Source organism: Ectothiorhodospira variabilis (assembly GCF_022227625.1).
GTDB classification, from domain to species: domain Bacteria; phylum Pseudomonadota; class Gammaproteobacteria; order Ectothiorhodospirales; family Ectothiorhodospiraceae; genus Ectothiorhodospira; species Ectothiorhodospira haloalkaliphila.
In genome coordinates this window covers 1-19662 of the sequence record NZ_JAJNAO010000019.1, presented here as the reverse complement: position 1 = coordinate 19662, position 19662 = coordinate 1, and the positions used below count along the sequence as shown (strand labels likewise).

The 19662-nt window shown below is 63.6% G+C and carries 24 protein-coding genes and 2 tRNA genes; 16 read left to right on the top strand and 10 right to left on the bottom strand.

Features of this window, described 5'->3' with window-relative positions; all coding sequences use genetic code 11:
* Positions 1 to 68 precede the first annotated feature (68 nt).
* The 4 genes from LPW30_RS14115 to lipB are packed head-to-tail and all read left to right on the top strand — an operon-like array spanning position 69 to position 3057.
* Positions 69 to 1241, top strand: coding sequence for a D-alanyl-D-alanine carboxypeptidase family protein (locus LPW30_RS14115; RefSeq protein WP_025280728.1), 1173 nt, complete (start codon positions 69 to 71; stop codon positions 1239 to 1241).
* A gap of 21 nt (positions 1242 to 1262) precedes the next feature.
* On the top strand, positions 1263 to 2132 hold the full coding sequence (locus LPW30_RS14110; RefSeq protein ID WP_026623666.1) for a D-amino acid aminotransferase: 870 nt from the start codon (positions 1263 to 1265) through the stop codon (positions 2130 to 2132).
* Complete coding sequence (locus LPW30_RS14105; RefSeq protein ID WP_025280730.1) at positions 2129 to 2407, top strand: YbeD family protein; 279 nt, start codon at positions 2129 to 2131, stop codon at positions 2405 to 2407. The genes LPW30_RS14110 and LPW30_RS14105 overlap by 4 nt, the downstream gene beginning before the upstream one ends.
* Positions 2404 to 3057, top strand: a complete 654-nt coding sequence (gene lipB / locus LPW30_RS14100) for a lipoyl(octanoyl) transferase LipB (protein WP_338018743.1) — start codon at positions 2404 to 2406, stop codon at positions 3055 to 3057. The genes LPW30_RS14105 and lipB overlap by 4 nt, the downstream gene beginning before the upstream one ends.
* On the opposite strand, the gene LPW30_RS14095 is transcribed toward lipB, so the two are convergent.
* The 4 genes from LPW30_RS14095 to hemA all read right to left on the bottom strand — a co-directional run bounded on the left by LPW30_RS14095 (position 3054) and on the right by hemA (position 6823).
* The gene (locus tag LPW30_RS14095; RefSeq protein ID WP_025280732.1) at positions 3054 to 3473 is read right to left on the bottom strand and encodes a hypothetical protein; all 420 of its coding nucleotides are present in this window, start codon (positions 3471 to 3473) and stop codon (positions 3054 to 3056) included. The genes lipB and LPW30_RS14095 overlap by 4 nt on opposite strands.
* A gap of 67 nt (positions 3474 to 3540) precedes the next feature.
* Positions 3541 to 4377 (bottom strand): peptide chain release factor N(5)-glutamine methyltransferase, encoded by an 837-nt coding sequence (gene prmC / locus LPW30_RS14090; protein WP_239681154.1) that lies wholly within the window; start codon positions 4375 to 4377, stop codon positions 3541 to 3543.
* 83 nt (positions 4378 to 4460) lie between these two features.
* Positions 4461 to 5543, bottom strand: coding sequence for a peptide chain release factor 1 (gene prfA / locus LPW30_RS14085; protein WP_238625222.1), 1083 nt, complete (start codon positions 5541 to 5543; stop codon positions 4461 to 4463).
* Positions 5540 to 6823: a glutamyl-tRNA reductase gene (gene hemA, locus LPW30_RS14080; RefSeq protein WP_025280734.1), complete on the bottom strand. Its 1284-nt coding sequence runs from the start codon at positions 6821 to 6823 to the stop codon at positions 5540 to 5542. The genes prfA and hemA overlap by 4 nt, the downstream gene beginning before the upstream one ends.
* Positions 6824 to 7176: 353 nt before the next feature.
* Here hemA and LPW30_RS14075 point away from each other — a divergent pair, with 353 nt between their 5' ends.
* The 10 genes from LPW30_RS14075 (at position 7177) to LPW30_RS14030 (ending at position 14872) form a co-directional block, all read left to right on the top strand.
* Positions 7177 to 8943 carry a tetratricopeptide repeat protein gene (locus LPW30_RS14075; RefSeq protein ID WP_239681153.1) on the top strand — a complete coding sequence of 589 codons (1767 nt, stop codon included), beginning with the start codon at positions 7177 to 7179 and terminating at the stop codon, positions 8941 to 8943.
* Positions 8940 to 9548 carry a lipoprotein insertase outer membrane protein LolB gene (lolB, locus tag LPW30_RS14070; RefSeq protein ID WP_239681152.1) on the top strand — a complete coding sequence of 203 codons (609 nt, stop codon included), beginning with the start codon at positions 8940 to 8942 and terminating at the stop codon, positions 9546 to 9548. The genes LPW30_RS14075 and lolB overlap by 4 nt, the downstream gene beginning before the upstream one ends.
* The gene (gene ispE / locus LPW30_RS14065; RefSeq protein ID WP_239681151.1) at positions 9545 to 10399 is read left to right on the top strand and encodes a 4-(cytidine 5'-diphospho)-2-C-methyl-D-erythritol kinase; all 855 of its coding nucleotides are present in this window, start codon (positions 9545 to 9547) and stop codon (positions 10397 to 10399) included. The genes lolB and ispE overlap by 4 nt, the downstream gene beginning before the upstream one ends.
* A gap of 26 nt (positions 10400 to 10425) precedes the next feature.
* Positions 10426 to 10500: transfer RNA gene (locus LPW30_RS14060), tRNA-Gln, on the top strand.
* Between the two features lie 103 nt (positions 10501 to 10603).
* Positions 10604 to 11542: a ribose-phosphate diphosphokinase gene (locus LPW30_RS14055; RefSeq protein WP_029762245.1), complete on the top strand. Its 939-nt coding sequence runs from the start codon at positions 10604 to 10606 to the stop codon at positions 11540 to 11542.
* Positions 11543 to 11639: 97 nt separating this feature from the next.
* Positions 11640 to 12278 (top strand): 50S ribosomal protein L25/general stress protein Ctc, encoded by a 639-nt coding sequence (locus tag LPW30_RS14050; RefSeq protein WP_025280739.1) that lies wholly within the window; start codon positions 11640 to 11642, stop codon positions 12276 to 12278.
* Positions 12279 to 12320: 42 nt separating this feature from the next.
* Entirely contained in the window at positions 12321 to 12905 is a 585-nt protein-coding gene (pth, locus tag LPW30_RS14045) for an aminoacyl-tRNA hydrolase (RefSeq protein WP_025280740.1), read from the top strand.
* A 45-nt stretch (positions 12906 to 12950) separates the two neighbouring features.
* Positions 12951 to 14042, top strand: a complete 1092-nt coding sequence (gene ychF / locus LPW30_RS14040) for a redox-regulated ATPase YchF (protein WP_238625223.1) — start codon at positions 12951 to 12953, stop codon at positions 14040 to 14042.
* 46 nt (positions 14043 to 14088) lie between these two features.
* Positions 14089 to 14165, top strand: a tRNA-Met gene (locus tag LPW30_RS14035).
* 80 nt (positions 14166 to 14245) lie between these two features.
* The gene (locus LPW30_RS14030) at positions 14246 to 14872 is read left to right on the top strand and encodes a LysE family translocator (protein WP_026623670.1); all 627 of its coding nucleotides are present in this window, start codon (positions 14246 to 14248) and stop codon (positions 14870 to 14872) included.
* A gap of 85 nt (positions 14873 to 14957) precedes the next feature.
* Here the strand turns inward: LPW30_RS14030 and LPW30_RS14025 are convergent, their stop codons facing one another.
* From LPW30_RS14025 to pufA, 5 genes are all read right to left on the bottom strand, one after another.
* Positions 14958 to 15461 carry a DUF192 domain-containing protein gene (locus tag LPW30_RS14025; RefSeq protein ID WP_025280743.1) on the bottom strand — a complete coding sequence of 168 codons (504 nt, stop codon included), beginning with the start codon at positions 15459 to 15461 and terminating at the stop codon, positions 14958 to 14960.
* Positions 15462 to 15516: 55 nt separating this feature from the next.
* A complete protein-coding gene (gene hslO / locus LPW30_RS14020; protein WP_239681150.1) occupies positions 15517 to 16374 on the bottom strand; it encodes an Hsp33 family molecular chaperone HslO in 858 nt (285 codons plus the stop codon).
* Positions 16371 to 16739, bottom strand: a complete 369-nt coding sequence (locus tag LPW30_RS14015; protein ID WP_274520802.1) for an arsenate reductase — start codon at positions 16737 to 16739, stop codon at positions 16371 to 16373. Before LPW30_RS14015 ends, hslO begins: the two co-directional genes overlap by 4 nt.
* A gap of 259 nt (positions 16740 to 16998) precedes the next feature.
* Complete coding sequence (gene pufB, locus LPW30_RS14010; protein WP_063464715.1) at positions 16999 to 17139, bottom strand: light-harvesting antenna LH1, beta subunit; 141 nt, start codon at positions 17137 to 17139, stop codon at positions 16999 to 17001.
* An 18-nt stretch (positions 17140 to 17157) separates the two neighbouring features.
* Positions 17158 to 17361, bottom strand: coding sequence for a light-harvesting antenna LH1, alpha subunit (pufA, locus tag LPW30_RS14005; protein ID WP_025280747.1), 204 nt, complete (start codon positions 17359 to 17361; stop codon positions 17158 to 17160).
* A 230-nt stretch (positions 17362 to 17591) separates the two neighbouring features.
* On the opposite strand from pufA, the gene LPW30_RS14000 reads away from it, so the two are divergent.
* On the top strand, positions 17592 to 17813 hold the full coding sequence (locus tag LPW30_RS14000; protein ID WP_238625227.1) for a heavy-metal-associated domain-containing protein: 222 nt from the start codon (positions 17592 to 17594) through the stop codon (positions 17811 to 17813).
* Between the two features lie 219 nt (positions 17814 to 18032).
* On the opposite strand, the gene tnpA is transcribed toward LPW30_RS14000, so the two are convergent.
* Positions 18033 to 18449: an IS200/IS605 family transposase gene (gene tnpA, locus LPW30_RS13995; protein ID WP_239681149.1), complete on the bottom strand. Its 417-nt coding sequence runs from the start codon at positions 18447 to 18449 to the stop codon at positions 18033 to 18035.
* Positions 18450 to 18472: 23 nt separating this feature from the next.
* Here tnpA and LPW30_RS13990 point away from each other — a divergent pair.
* On the top strand, positions 18473 to 19662 hold a 1190-nt coding region (locus LPW30_RS13990; protein WP_239681148.1), incomplete at its 3' end, for an RNA-guided endonuclease InsQ/TnpB family protein.

Genomic DNA, 19662 nt, shown 5'->3' with positions numbered 1-19662 from the left:
GGTGCGCATGTATGATAGCCTCATCCCATCCAGTTCCGAATCGAATCATTCCAGGTGTCTGAAGAGCCATGATCCAGAGAGTAAGCGTCTTTTTGCTGTTGTTTGCCCTGTTGCCCGGGGTGGCCCTGGGAAGTGCACTCAGGGTGTCTCCTCCCTCGGACCTCAATGCCCGTAATTACGTGGTGATGGATGCTCAGAGCGGCGCCATACTCGCGGAACGGGAAGGCGATCAGCGGGTGGAGCCCGCCAGCCTGACCAAGATCATGACCGCCTACATGGTTTTCCGGGAACTGCAGGAGGGCAAGCTCAGTCTGGACGAGGAAGTGGAGGTCAGTGAGCGGGCCTGGCGCACCGGCATGCGTGGGGCGTCGCGCATGTTCATCGAGGTGGGCAGGAAGGTCACCGTGGAAGATCTGCTCCGCGGCATGATCATTCAGTCCGGCAACGATGCCTGTGTGGCACTGGCAGAACGGGTGGCCGGCACCGAGGGGGCTTTCGTGGATCTGATGAACGCCCAGGCCCGGGCCCTGGGGATGCACGACACCCGCTTTCAGAACAGCCATGGTCTGCCCAGCGAGGCGGATCAGTACACCTCGGCCCGGGACATCTCAAGGCTGATGCAGGCCTTGGTGAATGATTTCCCCGAGTACTATGGGTACTACGCCGAGCGCAGCTTCACCTATAACGGCATCAGCCAGTCCAACCGCAACCTGTTGCTGTGGCGCGATGACTCGGTGGACGGCGGCAAGACCGGCTGGACCAGCTCCGCGGGCTACAATCTGGTGTCCTCGGCCAAGCGTGACGACATGCGCCTGGTGGTGGCCGTGATGGGAATCGAAGCCTCCAGTCACGAACAGGGTGGGCGCATGCGGGCCAACGAGTCCCAGGCCCTCTACAACTGGGCCTTCCGCCAGTTTGAAACCCACCGGGTCTACGAGGCCGGGGAGCCCCTGACCGAGGCCCGGGTGTGGAAGGGGGAAACCAAGTCCGTCCCCCTGGGCCTGACCGAGCCCTTCTATGTAAGCATTCCCCGGGGCAGTTATGAGCAACTGCAGGCACAAACGGAAATGGATCGCCTGCTGGAAGCCCCCATCCAGCAGGGTGCCAGCCATGGTGAGTTGATGCTGGTGCTGGGTGACGAGGTTGTCGCAACCCGCCCCCTGGTGGCGTTGGAGGCGGTGGAAGAGGGGGGCCTGGTCCGCCAGTTGATGGACGGGGCCTGGCTCTGGATCCGCTATTGAGCCGGCAAGCGCACGGGAGCCATGATGTCTGATAGCAAGATCATCCATCTCAACGGCGAGTTTCTGCCGGAGGATAGAGCGAAGGTCTCGGTGCTCGACCGGGGCTTTCTGTTCGGGGACGGCGTGTACGAGGTGATTCCGGTCTTCGGTGGCCGCCCCCTGCGTCTGGGGGAGCATCTGGATCGTCTGGCCCGCAGCCTGGCGGAGATCCGTATTCCCGACCCCCTGTCCCGCGAGGATTGGGCGATCCTCATTGACGAGTTGCTGGCCCGTAATCCGGGCGGAGACCGCAGCGTGTACGTGCAGGTGACGCGCGGCGTGGCGCCCCGGGATCATGCCTTTCCGGAAGCCATCGAACCCACGGTGATGGCCATGGTGAACCCCATTCGGCCGCCCGGGGAGCAGGTGCTGACCCAGGGCGTGGCCGCCGTGGTCATCCCCGACCACCGCTGGTCCCGTTGCGACATCAAGGCCATCACCCTGCTGGCCAATGTGCTGGCCCGGCAGGAGGCTGTGGACAGCGGTGCCACGGAGGCCATCCTGGTGCGCAACGGTCTGGCCACGGAAGGTGCAGCCAGTAACCTGTTCCTGGTGGCGGATGGGGTGATCGTCACGCCGCCCAAGGATCATTCCCTGCTGGGTGGGATCACCCGGGACCTGCTGGTGGAACTGGCCGAGGCCAACGGTCTGCCGGTGATGGAAACGCGTATCCCCGAGGACAGTCTTCAAGGTGCCCAGGAGATCTGGCTCACCAGTTCCACCCGCGAGATCCTGCCGGTCACGCGCCTGGATGGCCGTGCGGTGGGGGAGGGGGTGCCGGGGCCTGTGTGGCGGCGTGTTCATGCACTTTATCAGGACTACAAGGCCAGCCTGCGTCAGGAGGCCCCATGAGCGATCACAGTGAAACTCCTCTGCTGGATGACGCCTTTCCCTGTGAATTCCCCGTGAAGGTGATGGGGGCATCGGTGCCCGAGTTCCATGAGCGGGTGGAGGCCATCGTGCGCCGCCATGTACCTGAGGTGTCCAGCCAGGCCTTCTCGTCCCGGCCTTCCCGCAATGGTCGGTATGTGGCCATCACCGTGGTGGTGCAGGCCCGGAGCCGTCAACACATGGATGCCCTCTACCAGGACCTGACCGCCTGCGAACTGGTGACCATGGCCCTGTGAAGCCGCCCATCCGCGTGCATCGCCTGGGCCAGCGCGACTATGAGCCGGTGTGGCGAGCCATGCAGGACTTCACCACCGGGCGCGGCGAGGATACTGCAGACGAGATCTGGCAGGTGGAGCATCCGCCGGTGTTCACCCTGGGAATGAATGGCAAGCCGGAGCATGTGCTGGATGCCGGCGATATCCCGGTGATCCCGGTGGACCGGGGTGGGCAGGTGACCTATCACGGCCCCGGTCAGGTGGTGATCTATCTGCTGCTGGATGTGCGACGTCAGGGCATGGGGGTGCGTGCCCTGGTAACGACCCTGGAGCGCACCGTGATCGATTACCTGGAAGGCCTGGGTATCCAGGCGCAGGCCCGTGCGGATGCCCCCGGGGTGTATGTGGGGGGTGCCAAGATCGCCGCCCTGGGCCTGCGGGTGCGTCGCGGTGGCAGCTACCATGGGCTGGCCTTCAACGTGAACCCGGATCTGAGCGCCTTCGCTCGCATCAACCCCTGTGGCTATCAGGGGCTGGCAACCACGTCGCTGGAGCAGTTGGGGGTGGATGTGAGTTGGGGAGAGGCTGCCGAGGGATTGACGCTCGGTCTGGGGGCGGCGCTGGGGCGTCGGATCGAGTGGGTGCCCTCCGCGCCCCTCATCCCCGGCTAGAGGTATTCCCGCCAATGCCGGGGCCGCTGATCCCGGCAGCCGTGGGCCTGTTGCCGGTACTGGTTCACGAACACCCGTTGTGCCACGCCGCTGATGCTTTCGTCCTTCACCAGGCCCAGGTTGTCGCGGACGGTATCCTCGCCGTAGTTGTACAGGGCACGGCGTAGTTTCGACAACAGGCTGTTATCCATGTGGAACCCCACCTCGGTGAGGGCTTGCTCCAGTTCCGCATAGGTGATCTCGCGGATGTCGTAGGTGACCTGGAGTTTCCTGTCGCCATCGCGGTGTACCTCGCGGATGGCGGGCACCTCGTCCCGTAACATCAGCCAGGCGGCCTCCAGCTGGTCCTGTTCTTTCTGCGGGCCCCGGAACACCAGTTCCCGATGGCGAATGTATGCGTCGTCTGCGGATTCCATGAGGCCAATGCTAGCGGCCTGCTCGGAATATGCAAGACAAAAAATGCAGGCTTTCCGTCCCGGGGGTTTAGCCCCGGCAGCCGAGGGTCACCCGGTCCCGCGCGGCCAGGTCCTTGAGTGTGGCCACCTGTGACAAACCGGCTGCCTGGAATAGTGCGCGGACCGCCCCCCCCTGGTCCGCGCCATGCTCCACCAGCAGCCAGCCGCCGGCCAGCAAATGATCCGGCGCACCGGCCACAATCTGACGCAGGTCGTCCAGGCCGTCGGCACCAGACACCAGGGCCTCACGGGGTTCGTGACCCAATTGGCCCAGATGCGGGTCGGCTTCGGCCACATAGGGGGGGTTGCTGACGATCATGTCAAAGCGCGTGTCCCCCAGTGGGTCATACCAGCTTCCGTCGAGCCATTGGATGCGGGTGTCCAGGCCCAGGTGGCGGGCGTTGTCAGCGGCCACCCCCAGCGCGAGGGGGGAGCGATCCGTGGCGGTGATGCGTGCCTTCGGGCGTTCCGTGGCCAGAGCCAGGGCGATGGCGCCGGAGCCGGTACCCAGGTCGAGGATGGAGGCGTTACTGTCCTCGTCCAGGTGTGACAGGGCTGTCTCCACCAGGATCTCCGTGTCCGGGCGCGGGATCAGCACCTCGGGGCCCACCTTCAGATCCAGTGACCAGAACTCGCGACGCCCCAGCAGATAGGCCGCAGGCTCCCCGGCGGATCGGCGCAGCGCCCACTGGCGCACCTGCTGGATGACGTCTTCTGGTGCAGGGTCTTCCCCATGGGCATAGAGCCAGGCGCGGTCGCGACCCAACGCCTGTGCCACCAGCAACTGGGCCTCCAGGCGGGGGGCATCCACCGTTTGCAGGCCCTGGCAGGTTTCGGTGATCAGCTGGGCAACGGTCAGGGTCATCTCAGGGTGCGCCTTTACGTTGGAGGGGGCAGGTGAGAGGCCCATTGTGAGGGCCTTGCCTGGTGCTTCCTGAGAGTCTTGCCTCAGTCGCCCAGTGCCGCGAGTTGCTCGGCCTGGTGTTCATTGACCAGCGGATCGATCACCGGGTCCAGGTCGCCCGTCATGACGTTTTCCAGCTTGTAGAGGGTGAGGTTGATACGGTGGTCAGTCACCCGGCCCTGGGGGAAGTTGTAGGTGCGGATGCGTTCGGAGCGATCGCCGCTGCCCACCAGGGATTTGCGGGTGGCGGACTGTTCCGAATGCCGCCGGGTCTCTTCCATTTCCAGCAGCCGGGCGGCCAGGTAACTCATGGCTTTGGCCCGGTTCTTGTGCTGGGAGCGTTCCTCCTGGCATTCCACCACCAGGCCCGTGGGGAGGTGGGTCAGGCGCACGGCGGAGTCGGTCCGGTTCACGTGCTGCCCACCCGCGCCGCTGGCCCGGTAGGTATCCACCCGCAGATCGGCGGGGTTGATCTCGGGGACTTCCATCTCGTCGGGTTCGGGCATGATGACCACGGTGGCCGCCGAGGTATGGATGCGACCCTGGGATTCCGTCTCGGGTACCCGCTGCACCCGATGGGCGCCGGATTCGAACTTGAGGCGCGCATACACGCCCCGACCGGTCACCCGGGCGATGATCTCCTTGAAACCCCCATGTTCACCCTCGCTTTCCGAGAGGATTTCCATCTGCCAGCCCCGGGTCTCGGCGTAGCGGGAATACATGCGGAACAGGTCGCCGGCAAAGATGGCGGCCTCATCCCCGCCGGTGCCGGCGCGGATTTCCAGAAAGGTGTTGCTGTCGTCGTGGGGGTCGCGGGGGATCAGATGCCGCTGAAGGTTACGCTCCAGTTCCGCCAGGCGGACCTGGGTGGCATCCATCTCGTCCTCGGCCATGGCGCGCAGGTCCGGATCCGGGTCGCGGGCCATCTCGCGTGCAGCCTCCAGGTCGTCACGGGCCTGGGCATATTCGTTCCAGGCCGCCACCACCGGTTCCAGCTGGCTGTATTCCACGGAATACTGGCGAAACCGATCCTGGTTGCCAATCACCTCCGGGTCGGAGAGCAGGCCGCCCAGTTCTTCAAATCGCTCGGCAATGTCTTCCAGCTTGCGGCGAATGGAGTCTTTCACGAACTGATCTTGTGACCGCTGGTGTCGGTTTCAGGCAGCTTGAACAGGGCATGGGCCGCGTCGATGAGCTCCAGTTTGCCGTCCCGGGCCGCCTGGTTCATGCTGTCGCAAGGCTCGTGCAGGAACTTGTTGGTGAGGGTGTGGGCGAGAAAGCCCAGGGCCTCCTCCGGGGATTTTCCGGCAGCCACCATCTGCAGGGACTTGTCCAGCACCTCAAGCTGCATGCTGTGGGCCTTGTCGCGGAAGGCGCAGATGGTGCTCACCGCGTCCTGGGCCCGCAACCAGCCCATGAAGGTATCCACCTGGGATTCGATGATCTCCTCGGCCTGGCGCGCTGCCTCGCGGCGGGACTGCAGGTTCTCCTGGATGACCTCTTCCAGGTCGTCCACCGTGTAGAGATACACGTCGTCCAGCTTGCCCACTTCCGGTTCGATGTCCCGGGGTACGGCGATGTCCACCATGAACATGGGCCGATGCTTGCGCACCTTCAGGGCCCGCTCCACGGCCCCCTTGCCCAGGATGGGCAGCGGGCTGGCGGTGGAAGAGATCAGGATGTCGGCCTCGGCCAGGCGATTGGGGATCTCCTGCAGGGTGATCACCTCGGCGTTGAACTGATCCGCCAGGGGCTTGGCGCGTTCCACTGTGCGGTTGGCGACGATGATGCGCCCGATCTCGTTGGTGCTCAGGTGACGGGCGGCCAGTTCAACGGTTTCGCCGGCGCCGATCATCAGCGCCGTCAGGGGCTTCATGTCACCCCAGATCTGCTTGGCCAGGGAGACCGCAGCAAAGGCCACGGAGACCGGGCTGGAACCGATGGCGGTGGAGGTGCGTACATTCTTCGCTACGGAGAAGGCGTGCTGGAACAGGCGCCCCAGTTGACGGCCCAGGGTGCCGGAGCTGTTGGCGTTCTGGTAGGCCCCTTTGAGCTGGCCCAGGATCTGGGGTTCGCCCAGCACCAGGGAGTCCAGGCCGCAGGCCACACGCAGCAGGTGACGCACGGCGTCATCATCGTGGTGGCGGTAGATATAGGGCTGGATCTCGCTGGGTTTGAGGCGGTGAAATTCCCCCAGCCAGTGCAGTACACGGTCGGTGGGCTGGTGGGCTTCGGAGCGGAAATAAATTTCCGTGCGATTGCAGGTGGACAGTATGGCTGCCTCTTCCACCGGCGTGGACTGGGTCAGCCCATTAAGAGCCTCCTCCATGCGATCCGGTGAGAAGACGACCCGTTCGCGAATCCCGACGGGGGCGGATTTGTGATTGACTCCGAGAGTAAAAAGCATCGCACGTGAGGACCTGGTGAATAGCGTATTTTGCGCCAGCATTGAAGTCATGACAAGTTTACCCCAGTTTCAACCCTTTGAGTCCGCACGGAAAACTCTTGATCTTTCAGGTGTTGGCCAAGAGCCCGGGAACTTATCGGTCGCGTTATGGTGCCAAAGGGAGACGAGGCGACGCAGTCCATGCGGCTGTTTCCTCAATCTGACACTCAGGGTGCCCGGGCGCTGTCCAGTTGAGTTTACACTGTCCGGGGCCTTTGGCGCGCCCCCCTTGTGGGTATTCGTGCCGACGGGTTGCAACAAGCGATCCGGTCTGGTGTTCTGCTCATTTCGACCTATTGGGTTACTGTCCCCTGATGAAGCCTTCCGCCACGTCTTTTGCATCGTTTCCCGCTCGCGCCGCCGTCGGTCTGGCCGGCATCGTTCTTGCGGCCAGCCTGCTTACCGCCTGTGCCGGCCTCACCCAAGGGGGCGGCGGGCACGATCCGGAAGTGTATCCCAATCTTGATCTGCGGATGGGAACGCCGGAGGACAATGGTCAGGCGGATCTCTTATATGAACTGCTGGTGGGGGAGATTGCCGGTCATATGGGCGAACTGCAAGTCTCCCTTGATCATTACTTGCGCGCGGCCGGACGAAGTGATGATCCGGGCGTGGCCGAGCGAGCCACAAGGATCGCCCTCTTCTCCGGTGACCGGGAGAAGGCCCTGCCGGCGGCCCAGCGCTGGGTGGCATTGGACGGCGAAAGCCTGGAGGCCCGCCAGGTGCTGGCCGCCATGCTGGTCAACGACGATCAACCGGATGCGGCCGTGCCTCACCTGGAGAGGGTGCTTGAGCGCATGGAGGCCGTGGAGGGGGACGGCCTGGGGCTGTTGGTGAATATTCTTTCCCGGGCCCAGAATGGTCCGGCGGCGGTGAAGGCCATGGAACAGGTGGCTGCCGGACGCTCCGATGATCCGAGGGCGCAGCTGGCTCTGGGCAGCCTGGCGCTGCAGCAGGACCAGCCCCATGCGGCGGTGGCCGCCACGGAGAGGGCGCTGCGCATGGACCCGGGCCTGCGCGAGGCCAGCGTGCTCAGGGCGCGGGCAATCCAGCGCACCGGTGATCGTGAGGCTTCCCTGCAGGCCATGAAGGAGTTGGTGGAGCGCTATCCCGACGATCTGGATCTGCGGGTCAATTACGGTCGGCTGCTGTTGCAGGAAGAGCGCTTTGCGGATGCCCGGATCCAGTTCGAGGCAGTGGTGGCTGAGCGCGGCGATGACGCGGACATGCTCTACACCCTGGGGCTGATCAACATCGAGATGGAGCAGTACGGCGAGGCCGAACGTTATCTGGAGCAGTTGCTCAAGATCGGTCAGCGCGCCGGTGAGGCGCGCTACTACCTGGGACGCATTGCCGAGCTCACGGGGGATGTCCAGCGTGCCGTGGACTTTTACGAAGAGGTGGATCGGGGTGATTACCGCCAGGAATCCATGATCCGTGCCGCCCGTCTTCGGGGTGAAATGGGGCAGGTCAACGAGGCTCGGGAGGCCCTGACCCGGTTGCGCGAGACCAGCGACAACCCGCGCCTGCAGGTGGAAACCTATCTTTCGGAAGCCCAGTTACTGCGTGAGACCCGGGACTATCAGGCAGGCCTGGCGCTTCTGGATGAGGCCCTGGAGTCACATCCCGATCACCTGGAGCTGCTCTACGCTCGGGCCCTGATGGCCGAACGTCTGGATCGGATCGACCAGCTGGAGGAAGACCTGAACCGCATCCTGGAGCAGGATCCTGATAACCCCGCGGCACTCAATGCGCTGGGGTATACCCTGGCGGATCGTACCGATCGCTTCGAAGAGGCCTACGACTACATCAGTCGGGCCTACGAGCAGCGCCCCGACGATGCCGCCATCATCGACAGCATGGGTTGGGTGCTGTACCGCCTGGGTCGCCTGGACGAGGCGGAAAGTCACCTGCGCCGCGCCTACGGCAAGATGGAGGATGGCGAGATTGCCAGCAACCTGGCCCAGGTGCTTTGGGAACGGGGCGAGCGCGAGGAGGCCCTGGACATCCTCGAGGCTGCCCTGGAGCGGGATCCGGATCACGAACGCCTGTTGCGCCTCAAGGAAAGGCTGAACCCATGATGCGACTGATCACGATATGCCTGGCGGCAGCCCTGCTCGCCGCCTGCGCCGTACGTCCGCCCGAGCCGGTTGAGGATGTTGAGCGCACCTGGCAGCAGCGGCTGGAGGTCTTGTCGGCACGGGATGACTGGGTGCTCGCGGGGCGCGTGGCCGTGGCCGTGGATGATGAGCGCTGGAATGCCAATTTGCGCTGGCGCCAGGAGGGTGAAACCTATGATATCCAGATCTATGGGCCTTTCGGTCGCCATGCCGCCCGCCTGCGTGGCGATGCCTCCGGCGTGACCCTCACTGACAGTGAGGGGCGCAATCATCATGCCCGGGACGCCGATCAACTGGTGTACGATACGCTCGGCTGGCGGCTGCCTGTGAACGGCCTGCGCCACTGGGTGCTGGGGGTTCCTGCTCCGGGGGGCTCCCTTGAGGCCTATGCGCTGGACCCGGCCGGTCGGCCCGAGCAGCTGGCGCAATCAGGATGGACTGTGCGCTACCAGCGCTACCAGCGCTACAGCGACGAGTCCCGTCCGCCGCTGCCCGATCGCATGACCCTGGAATTCGATGACATTCGCGTCCGTGTACTGATGGATGACTGGCAGATGAACCCATGAATCTGGATGCCTGGAGGGGCTGGCCGGCGCCAGCCAAACTCAATCTGTTCCTGCATATCACCGGTCGCCGTGCCGACGGCTATCACGAGCTGCAGACGGTGTTTCAGTTTCTCTCTCATGGAGATGTGCTGGATTTTGAGCCGCTCGCTGGAGATCAGGTACGTCCCGCTCACGTGCTGGAGGATGTGGCGCCGGAGGATGACCTGACGGTGCGGGCGGCCCGCTGCCTCAAGCGTGCCACCGGGTATGGCGCCGGGGCGCTGATCCGGGTGCGCAAGGTGCTGCCCATGGGGGGCGGCCTGGGTGGAGGCAGCTCTGATGCTGCCACCACTCTGGTGGCGCTCAATCATCTTTGGGGTACTGGATTGACCCTTGGGGAATTGGCGGAACTGGGCCTGGGCCTGGGGGCTGATGTGCCCATCTTTGTCCACGGGCGGGCGGCCTGGGCGGAGGGGGTGGGGGAGCGCTTTGAGCCCGTTGCCCCCCCCGAGCCCTGGTATCTGGTGGTTCACCCCGGGGTTCATGTGTCCACTGGTGCCGTCTTTGGCGATCCTGGATTGACACGAAACTGCGAAGCCATCAAAATAGCCGACTTTACTGCGGGACGGGCTGCAAACGTATGTGAGCCCATCGTGTGCAAGCACTACCCAGCCGTTGCCGAAGCCCTTGGCTGGCTGGAGGGGCAGGGCGTCCAGGCCCGCATGACGGGGACCGGTAGCTGCGTCTTTGCCGCCTTTGAGGGAGAACATGCTGCTCGGGAGGCTCACGGCCGGTTGCCGGCACACTGGCAAGGCTTCGTGGCCCAGGGCCAGAACCGCTCCGCATTGCAGTACCGCATGGATCGCGCATGAGTTGCAACTCTCGCTGAAAGTGTTCTTGGGCCGTCGCCAAGTGGTAAGGCACCGGGTTTTGATCCCGGCATTCGCAGGTTCGAATCCTGCCGGCCCAGCCAACCATCGTCGAGTCCCCTGCGCCCACCCGGTGCAGGGGATTTGGTGTTTTTAGGGTTCCCTAAAATTATGCTCCCTAGATCCACAGTGGTCGAAAAAACCAAAATGATGATCTTCGCCGGGAACGCCACTCCCAACCTGGCGCAGAGCGTGGTCAACCATCTCAATCTGCCCCTGGGCAAGGCGGTCGTCGGTCGGTTCAGCGACGGCGAGGTGCAGGTGGAACTGCTGGAGAACGTTCGTGGGAGGGATGTCTTCATCATCCAGTCCACCGGTTCCCCCACCAACGACAACCTCATGGAACTGCTGATCATGGTGGATGCCCTGCGTCGCGCCTCGGCAGGCCGCATCACCACTGTCATCCCCTATTTTGGTTACTCCCGTCAGGACCGTCGTGTGCGCTCCGCCCGCGTGCCCATCTCCGCCAAGGTGGTGGCCAACATGCTCGAGGCAGTGGGGGCAGACCGGGTGCTCACCGTGGACGTGCATGCCGACCAGGTGCAGGGCTTCTTCAACGTACCGGTGGATAATGTCTACGCCTCCCCCATCCTCCTGGGGCATATCTGGCGCCAGAAGATCCCCAACCTGCTCGTCGTCTCCCCGGACGTGGGTGGTGTGGTGCGCGCCCGTGCCCTGGCCAAGCGTCTGGACGACGCCGAACTGGCCATCATCGACAAGCGTCGGCCCAAGGCCAATGAATCCCAGGTGATGCATATCATTGGTGATGTGCAGGACAAGACCTGCATCATCATCGACGATCTGGTGGATACCGCCGGCACCCTGTGCCAGGCCGCCAAGGCCCTGAAGGAGCACGGAGCCTCCAAGGTCATGGCTTATGCCACCCACCCGGTCCTGTCAGGCCCTGCCATCGAGAACATCACGAATTCGGAACTGGATGAGTTGGTGGTGACCGACACCCTGCCGCTGCGCCCGGAAGCCCAGGCCTGTGATCGCATCAAGCAGCTCAGTGTGGCCGGCATGCTGGCCGAAACCATCCGTCGCATCAATCGCGAGGAGTCGGTCAGCTCGTTGTTCGTCGACTGACGGTAGGGAACACATTTTGGCCGGGAGGTTCCTCTCCCGGCCCCATCGCCCCTCCTGGTCGCGGGAGGGGTTTCTTTTGTAAGTCGGAGAGCAAGACATGAGTGCCAATTTTGAACTGCAAGCAGAGTCGCGTACGGAGCGGGGCAAGGGTGCGAGCCGCCGCCTGCGCCGGGCTGGCCGACTGCCCGCCATCATCTATGGCGCCGGCAAGGAACCCGTGAGCATCACCCTGGATCACAGCGCGGTCTGGCTGAGCCAGGAATACGAGGCCTTCTATTCCCATATCCTCAACGTAACGGTCGACGGCAAGCTGGAAAAGGCCATCGTGCGCGATCTGCAGCGCCACCCCTATAAGCCCTTCCTGGTGCATATGGACCTGCAGCGCGTGAGTGACAATGAGCCCGTCCGTGTGCACGTACCCCTGCACTTCCTCAATGAAGAAACCTGTGTGGGCGTGAAGAAGGGTGGCGGCATGCTGAGCCACCAGTCCGTGGAAGTGGAAGTGGAGTGCCTGCCCCGTGACCTGCCCGAGTACATCGAGGTGGACGTGGGCGAAATGAGCGTGGGCGATTCCCTGCACCTGTCTCAGCTGACCCTGCCCCAAGGCGTGAGCTTGACTGCACTGGCTCAGGGCCCCGATCACGACCTGCCGGTGGTGAGCGTGCTCAAGACCCGTGGCGCTAGCACCGCCGAGGACGAAGAGTCTGAGGGTGGCGAGGAAACCCCCGAGGCCTGATGGGCTCACGGGGTTGACCGGGATCCGGAATGGACGCGTACCGTGAGTGAACAGGACACGATCCGCCTGATCGCGGGGCTGGGCAATCCCGGCCCCAAATATGACCGGACCCGGCATAATGCCGGGTTCTGGTTTGTGGACGCCCTGGCCCGGCGTCACGGTGGGCAGTTCCGCTCCGAGAGTCGGTTTGCCGGTGATGTGGTCCGGGTGACGATCGATGGGCAGGATGTCTGGCTGCTCAAGCCCATGGCCTACATGAACCACAGCGGGCAGCCCATTCGCCTGTTGTCGGACTTTTACCGGATTCCCGTGGCTTCCATTCTGGTGGTCCACGATGAGATCGATCTGCCTCCAGGTGCCGCCCGGATCAAGCGCGGCGGTGGCCATGGTGGCCACAACGGGCTGCGTCATATCATGGCCCATCTGGGCAAGGACTTCCTGCGTCTCAGGCTGGGCGTGGGTCACCCCGGGCATCGGGATGACGTGGTACCTTTCGTCCTCAGCCGACCGGCCCCCGATGAGGATGTCGCCATCCAGGACAGCATCGATCGGGCCCTGGATCTCACCCCCCAAGTGGTCATCGGAGAGGTTCAAAAGGCCATGAATCAGCTCCATACCAGTCCTTAGCCCCACCTCCCAGACAAGAACTCAAGACCGGAGTCCGGACACCCCATGAGCCTCAAATGCGGTATCGTCGGCCTGCCCAATGTGGGCAAGTCCACCCTGTTCAATGCCCTCACCAAGGCCGGCATTCAGGCCGAGAACTATCCCTTCTGCACCATCGACCCCAACGTGGGCGTCGTGCCGGTGCCTGATCCGCGTCTTGAGGTGCTGGCGGGGATCGTCAAGCCCGAGCGCGTGCTGCCAACCACCGTGGAGTTCGTGGACATCGCCGGACTGGTGGCTGGTGCCTCCAAGGGGGAGGGGTTGGGCAACCAGTTTCTGGCCCATATTCGCGAAACCGACGCCATTGCCCACGTGGTGCGCTGCTTCGAGAACGATGACGTGGTGCATGTGGCGGGCCGCGTGGACCCGGTGTCCGATATCGAGGTGATCCACACCGAGCTGGCCCTGGCGGACCTGGAGACGGTGGAAAAGGCGCTGACGCGACTGGTGCGTAATGCCAAGTCCGGCAACAAGGAGGCCATCGCCCGCAAGACCGTGGCAGAAAAGGCCCAGGCCGTGCTGGCAGAAGGTCTCCCGGCGCGCACCGTGGAACTCACCGACGAGGAGCGTCCGCTGCTCAGGGAGTTGCAACTGATCACCGCCAAGCCGGCCATGTTCATCGCCAACGTCAACGATGATGGCTTCAGCGATAATCCGCTGCTGGAACGTGTGCGCGAACTCGCCGAGGCGGAGCATGCCCAGGTGATCCCTGTATGTGCCGCCATCGAGGCCGAAATCGCCCAGTTGGAAGAAGACGAGAAGGTGGAATTTCTGTCCGAGATGGGCCTGGAGGAGCCGGGTCTGGATCGAGTGATCCGTGGCGCCTACGATCTTCTGGGGCTGCAGACCTTCTTTACGGCTGGTGTGAAGGAGGTTCGCGCCTGGACCGTCAAGCGCGGCGCCACCGCCCCCCGTGCCGCCGGAGCGATTCACACGGACTTCGAGAAGGGTTTCATTCGCGCCGAAGTGATCGCCTACGACGACTATGTGGCCTGCAAGGGTGAGCAGGGCGCCAAGGATGCCGGCAAATGGCGCCTGGAAGGCAAGGAATACATCATGAAGGAAGGCGATGTGGTGCACTTCCGTTTCAATGTGTAGGCCTTGACAATTCGGGCGAAAACCACGAAAATCCTGCGCTTCCCAAGGCTACGTAGCTCAGCTGGTTAGAGCATCGCACTCATAATGCGGGGGTCGGTGGTTCGAATCCACCCGTAGCCACCATCTGCACCCTGACGTGTGTCAGGCAGCAAAAAGCCCGGATTTTATCCGGGCTTTTTGCGTTCATGGAGGCCCCATTGGCCATGACGGAAACCCTCGCTGTCTTGTTGATGGGCGCGGCGCTTGGCCTGTCTGCCGGGGTGGCGCCTGGCCCCTTGCTGGCCCTGGTGATCTCCGAGACCCTGCAGCACGGTTTGCGTGCCGGCATGAAGGTTGCCCTGGCACCGCTGCTGACGGATCTGCCCATCATCCTGCTCACCCTGTTCATCCTGGCGCAGTTGGCCCATGTGGATCAGGTGCTGGGCGGGTTGTCGATCATCGGCGCTGGCGTGGTGGCCTGGCTGGGGTGGGACTCGCTGCGATTTCGCCCGGCTGGCCCGGGCGCCGGCGTGCTGCCCCGGGAGCGCTCGCTGCAAAAGGCTGCGCTGGCCAACATGCTCAGCCCGCATCCCTATCTGTTCTGGCTCAGCGTGGGCGGCCCCATCGTCATCCGCGCGTCCGAGTCCGGCCCCTGGGTTCCCGTGGGCTTTGTCACGGTCTTTTACGTATTGCTCATTGGTGCCAAGGTGGGCATCGCCCTGATGACCGCGTGGGCCCGCCCCTGGCTGGCAGGACGGGGCTATGTGATGACGGTGCGGGCGCTGGGGGTGGTGCTGTTGGCTCTGGCCGCGGTGCTGTTGTATGAGGGGGTGCGGACCCTGCTGGGTTGAGAACCCGGGGTCGAGCTCGTGAGCATGGAGTCCTGTACCAGTGTATCCGGCTTGATTCGCGTCCCGCTCGAGACACAACGGTTGCTCAAGGCGGCGAGGCTCGTGTTGCGGTGAAAGCCTTCCCACCGACCTCATCTCCCGGTTCGATTCCGTGGCGCTCGAACCAGCCCGCATTCACCTCCAGGGCGAAGCGCACCGGCTCAGAGGCGGTGTGCGAATCGGTGGTTTCCGGTTGCATGGTCATGATCTCGATGATGCGATGATCGGCACTGATAAAGGCCACGTCCAGAGGAATGAGGGTGTTTTTCATCCACATGCCGTAACGGGCCTCCCGGGGCCACACAAAGAGCATCCCCTGGCCTTCCGGCAGATGCTCGCGGAACATCAGGCCCTGACGGCGGCTGGCCGGATCCGCAGCCACTTCCACCATGACGGTGTGTTCGCCAATGGTGAGCGGCAGCAGCAGGGGGGCGCCAGCATCGGCTGGGGGTGAGTAGCGCAGCAGGGGAAGGCAGGCCGTCAGCAGCAATGCGCCGACGAGGATTGCCCACAGCAGTTTCCGGGACGGGCCGGAGGGCCTGGATGGCATGAGTCAGTGCTCCCTTCAGGGGGTGTCCACCACCTCGGTCGGCTCGGCGCCCGGACTAGTGCAGGGTCGGCGGCGATTCATCGAAGAGGGCCGCCACAGCGGCGGCATCCAGCCGGTATTCCCGGTTGGCCAGGTCGTCACGGATGACCACCTCGCCTTGTTCGCTCAAGACGGATTCCACCTGCTCGCGTCCCAGGGAGCGCAGCATGTTGCGTACCTTGGTCCAGTCCTCCGGCGCGTCGTGGATGACCCGGCGGGGCTCGAAGACGCGCACCGTCTCCTCGGGGAAGAGGCGCGTGAGCAGGTTCTGCGCCGGGAGTTCAATCTGCTCCTGCGGGGTGACGGTGGAGGCCAGTTGCTCGACACGGTTCCAGCCATCCGGATCCCGGGCGTCGGCCTCGGGCAGCTTTTGCAGCAGCAGGCCGGCGACGCCGGTCCGGGTGGCGGCCAGGAAGAGTCGGGAGGGCAGTTGGTCTGACAGCCCCAGGTAGTGCTCGAACATGCTGGCGATGCGCTCCCCCTGCATGGGGACCACGCTCTGCCAGGGCTGGCGCATGGTGGGCATGTCCAGGGAAAGGAGCAACTGACCATCACCCAGGAGCTGTGGAGCGGGTGCCGGCTCGATGCGGGGCTCGGTCTGGGCCATGGCCCGCAGATTCAGGCGCTCGTCGCAGTCCACCACCAGCAGGGAGATGGGGCCGTCACCCTTCAGTTGAAAGGTGATCCTTCCGGGTTGCTTGAGCGATTCGGAGATCAGCAGGGCAGTGGCGCACATCTCGCCCAGCAGTTCGGTGGCCGGAAAGGGGTATTCCCGTTCCGCCATGACCTGTTGCCATACCGGCCCTAGGCGCACCACGGCGCCGCGGATGTCCAGGTCCTCGAGCAGGAAGCGCTGCAGTTGATCCTGGCTCATGCCAGCACCGCCTTGTACTGATCGGCGTCAAAGCCCACCAGCACCTCCGTGCCCCTCTCCAGCACCGGTCGCCTGATCAGGGTCGGGTGCGTCTCCATCAAATCACGGGCGCGGCTCTCGTCCAGTGGATCACGTGCCTCCTGCGGAAGCTTGCGCCAGGTGAGGCCCCGACGGTTGATCAGGGCGTCCCAGCCCACGGCCTGGTTCCAGTGAGGCAGTCGTGAGGCGACCACGCCTGTTTTCTTGTAGTCGATGAAGGTGTACTCGATACCGTGATCATTCAGCCAGGCGATGGCCTTTTTCATGGTGTCGCAGTTCTTGATGCCGTATAGGCGGCAGACAGAGTCTTGCTCGAGGTGGGGCATGGGAGGGGATGCGGGCCTGTGTGTACGAGCCTCGGATTATAACGCCCTGCCCGGCAACGGGAACATGCTTCCGGTGTGTCAGATGGTTGGGTAAGGGGAGAGGGTGGTGGCAGATAGAAAGAAGGGGGAAGGGGGTGGAACGGTAGAGGCGGCTGACAAACCGCGCCGGGTGGGCCTCTGCAAAAGTCACCATCCAGCGTTTCAGGGGGTTGTCAGCGCGGCCTCTACCCGCACCGCGACTTCCGATGCCGCGAAGACCTCAGTAGAAGGGTCTCCACAGGAACACCAGGAAGTGGGCAGCCGCCGCCAGCACCATGAACACGGTGAAGGTGGTCTTGAACTGCTCGTGGAATTCCTTGGCTTGTTCTTCGCTCAGGCCGGAGATGCTGTTTTCGTTCATGGTCTAAGTCCTCGTCGCTCAGGCGATGTCTTGGGTGGCTTCAACAACTTCGCCGCGCAGCGGGTTGTAGTCGTCGTTGCTGTAGACAAAAGCGTGAACCACCAGGGCCACCACCAGAACGGCCATCAGGATCGGCATCAGCCAGGTGCCGGGGTTGACCACCAGCCACAGCTTCCAGTCGTCGCTCGGGTTGCTGGGCTTCTTCGCTCTGTATTCGCTCATGGACATCATCCTCTTGAGATTGAAGGCGGGTCTGCGCAGACCCTGAACACAACACATGGTGCTAATCACGAGCGTGGCGGGCTATGCTCCCCGAGTCACCCGAAAGTGGCGGGAATGACCCTGCTCGTAGTCCGGGTGTGAGTCTACGTTGACACGGGGGGATGTCAAGGCAAGTGGACGCCCGCTTTGCCAGGACAGCCCCAGAACCCTTCAAAGTGTTGAGCCAAATCATGAATAACGAGGTGCCCATGACCCGGATACACATCACTGGAATGAGCTGCGGCCATTGCGAGGCCAGCGTGGAAAAGGCCCTGACGAACGTGCCTGGTGTGGACCAGGTGGTGCGAGTGGATCGCCAGCGGGAGGAGGCGGTGGTGGAGGGGCCTGCCGCTGCCCAGGCCCTGGAGGAGGCCATCATTCGCCTGGGTTTTCAGGCAAAGGTGACGGAATAAGTCCCGTCTTCACCGGTCCAATGGACCTCCATACGTCGAGATCCGGATCGAGCCCCCTGGTGATCCTGACCACCGTGCCCCTGGCTGTGGTCGGGGCGTTGCTGGGTCTGTGGCTCACCGGGCAGAGTCTCAACATCTACCAAATTGCGCCGCAGTGCTCCGCCTATAGCCGCGCAGCGGCTTAGGGGGTGGTGGAAAGGCGCATGGCGCGTAGCGCCATCACTCCGGTGCTTCCTGCTGTTCGATGTATTGCTTCAGGACCGAGAGCGGCGCACCGCCGACGCTGATGATGCAGTAGCTGCGAGACCAGAACACTGGCTTGTGCCAGTAGTAGCGCCGTATGTGTTCCCCGTACTCCTTGCGGATCAGTCGCGAGGTGACGGTCTTGAGATTATTCACGAACGCAGACGGCGCAGTGCGCGGCGTCAACTCCAGGAGCAGATGCACATGATCCGGCTCGCCGTTGAACTCTAGAACCTCGCCTTCCCACCTTTTGGTGGTAGCACGGACGATTTCTTCCAGGCGGAAAAGCATCGGACTCGTGATGCACTTGCGCCGGTACTTGGTGACGATAACCAAATGGTACTGGAGCCGATATGTGCAATGGTAGAGCCGTTTTAGCGGTTGCGAACCCATAACAACCAAGTTACATTTTCAGCATGGTCCAGCGCAAGGTCACATATCGGCTTTACCCCACGGCGGCCCAGCTCTCTGCCTTGGAGCACCAACGCTGGGTTCACTGTCTGCTGTGGAACGAAGCACTGGCTGATCGGCGGCGGGCCTGGAGCGAACGGCAGGAGTCGCTGGGGTTTTCGGCTCAGTGCAAGCGATTGACCGAGTGGCGACGTCTGTCGAAACTGCTTCGCGGCCTTAACGCCCAGTCCACACAGGTCACGCTCAAGCGCCTGGATCTGGCATTCAAGCACTTTTTCCGGCGGGTAAAGAACGGCGAAACGCCGGGCTTTCCGCGCTTCAAGCCCCTGCATCGCTTCAAGGGGTGGGGTTACAAAACCCACGGTGACGGTTGGCGCCTGATCACGAATGAACGGATGAAACACGAGACACTGCGGCTCAGTGGTGTCGGCAAGATCGCGATCCGGGGCAAGCCTCGAACCACCGGCACGCCGAAGACCTGCGAGGTATTGTGTCGCAACGGCCGCTGGTACGCGTCGGTGACGCTGAACTGCGCACCGTCGCGTCAGCGCGGAGACGCACTTGGCGGTCTGGACTGGGGGCTGGAAACCTTCGCCACCATGGCCACGCCCGCGGGGACCGAAACCATCGATAACCCGCGCCACCTGGCCGGCAGCCTGAACGAAATTCGCCGGGTCCAGCGCCACATTTCCCGCAAAGAGGAGGCGGCCAGGAAGGCGTCCGACAAACAGCGGCGCTTCCCTGTCTCCAACCGGCTCCAGAGGGAATACGAGCGCCTGCGCCGCCTCCACCGCAAGGTGGCGAACCAGCGCCACGATTTTCAGCATCAGACGACGGCGCGGCTTGTTGGGCAATTCGCCGTCCTGGGCCTGGAGGCACTGAATATCCGCAACATGACCGCTTCGGGCGGTCAGTACAAAAAGGGCTTGAACCGCAGCATCCTGGATGCCGCTGGCGGAGCCTTCCATCAATTGCTCGGGTACAAAGCGGAAGAGGCTGGGACCTGGGCGATGGAGGCTCCGACGCGGCATCTCAAGCCCTCGCAGACCTGTCACGCCTGCGGGCGGCAGAAGAAGAAGCCGCTCGGCCAGCGGCGTCATGAGTGCCCCTGTGGTGCGTCCTGCTCGCGGGACGAAAACGCCGCTCGGGTCTTGATGAACTGGGCCAAGCAGCAGTTATCCGGTCGGGAACGTGG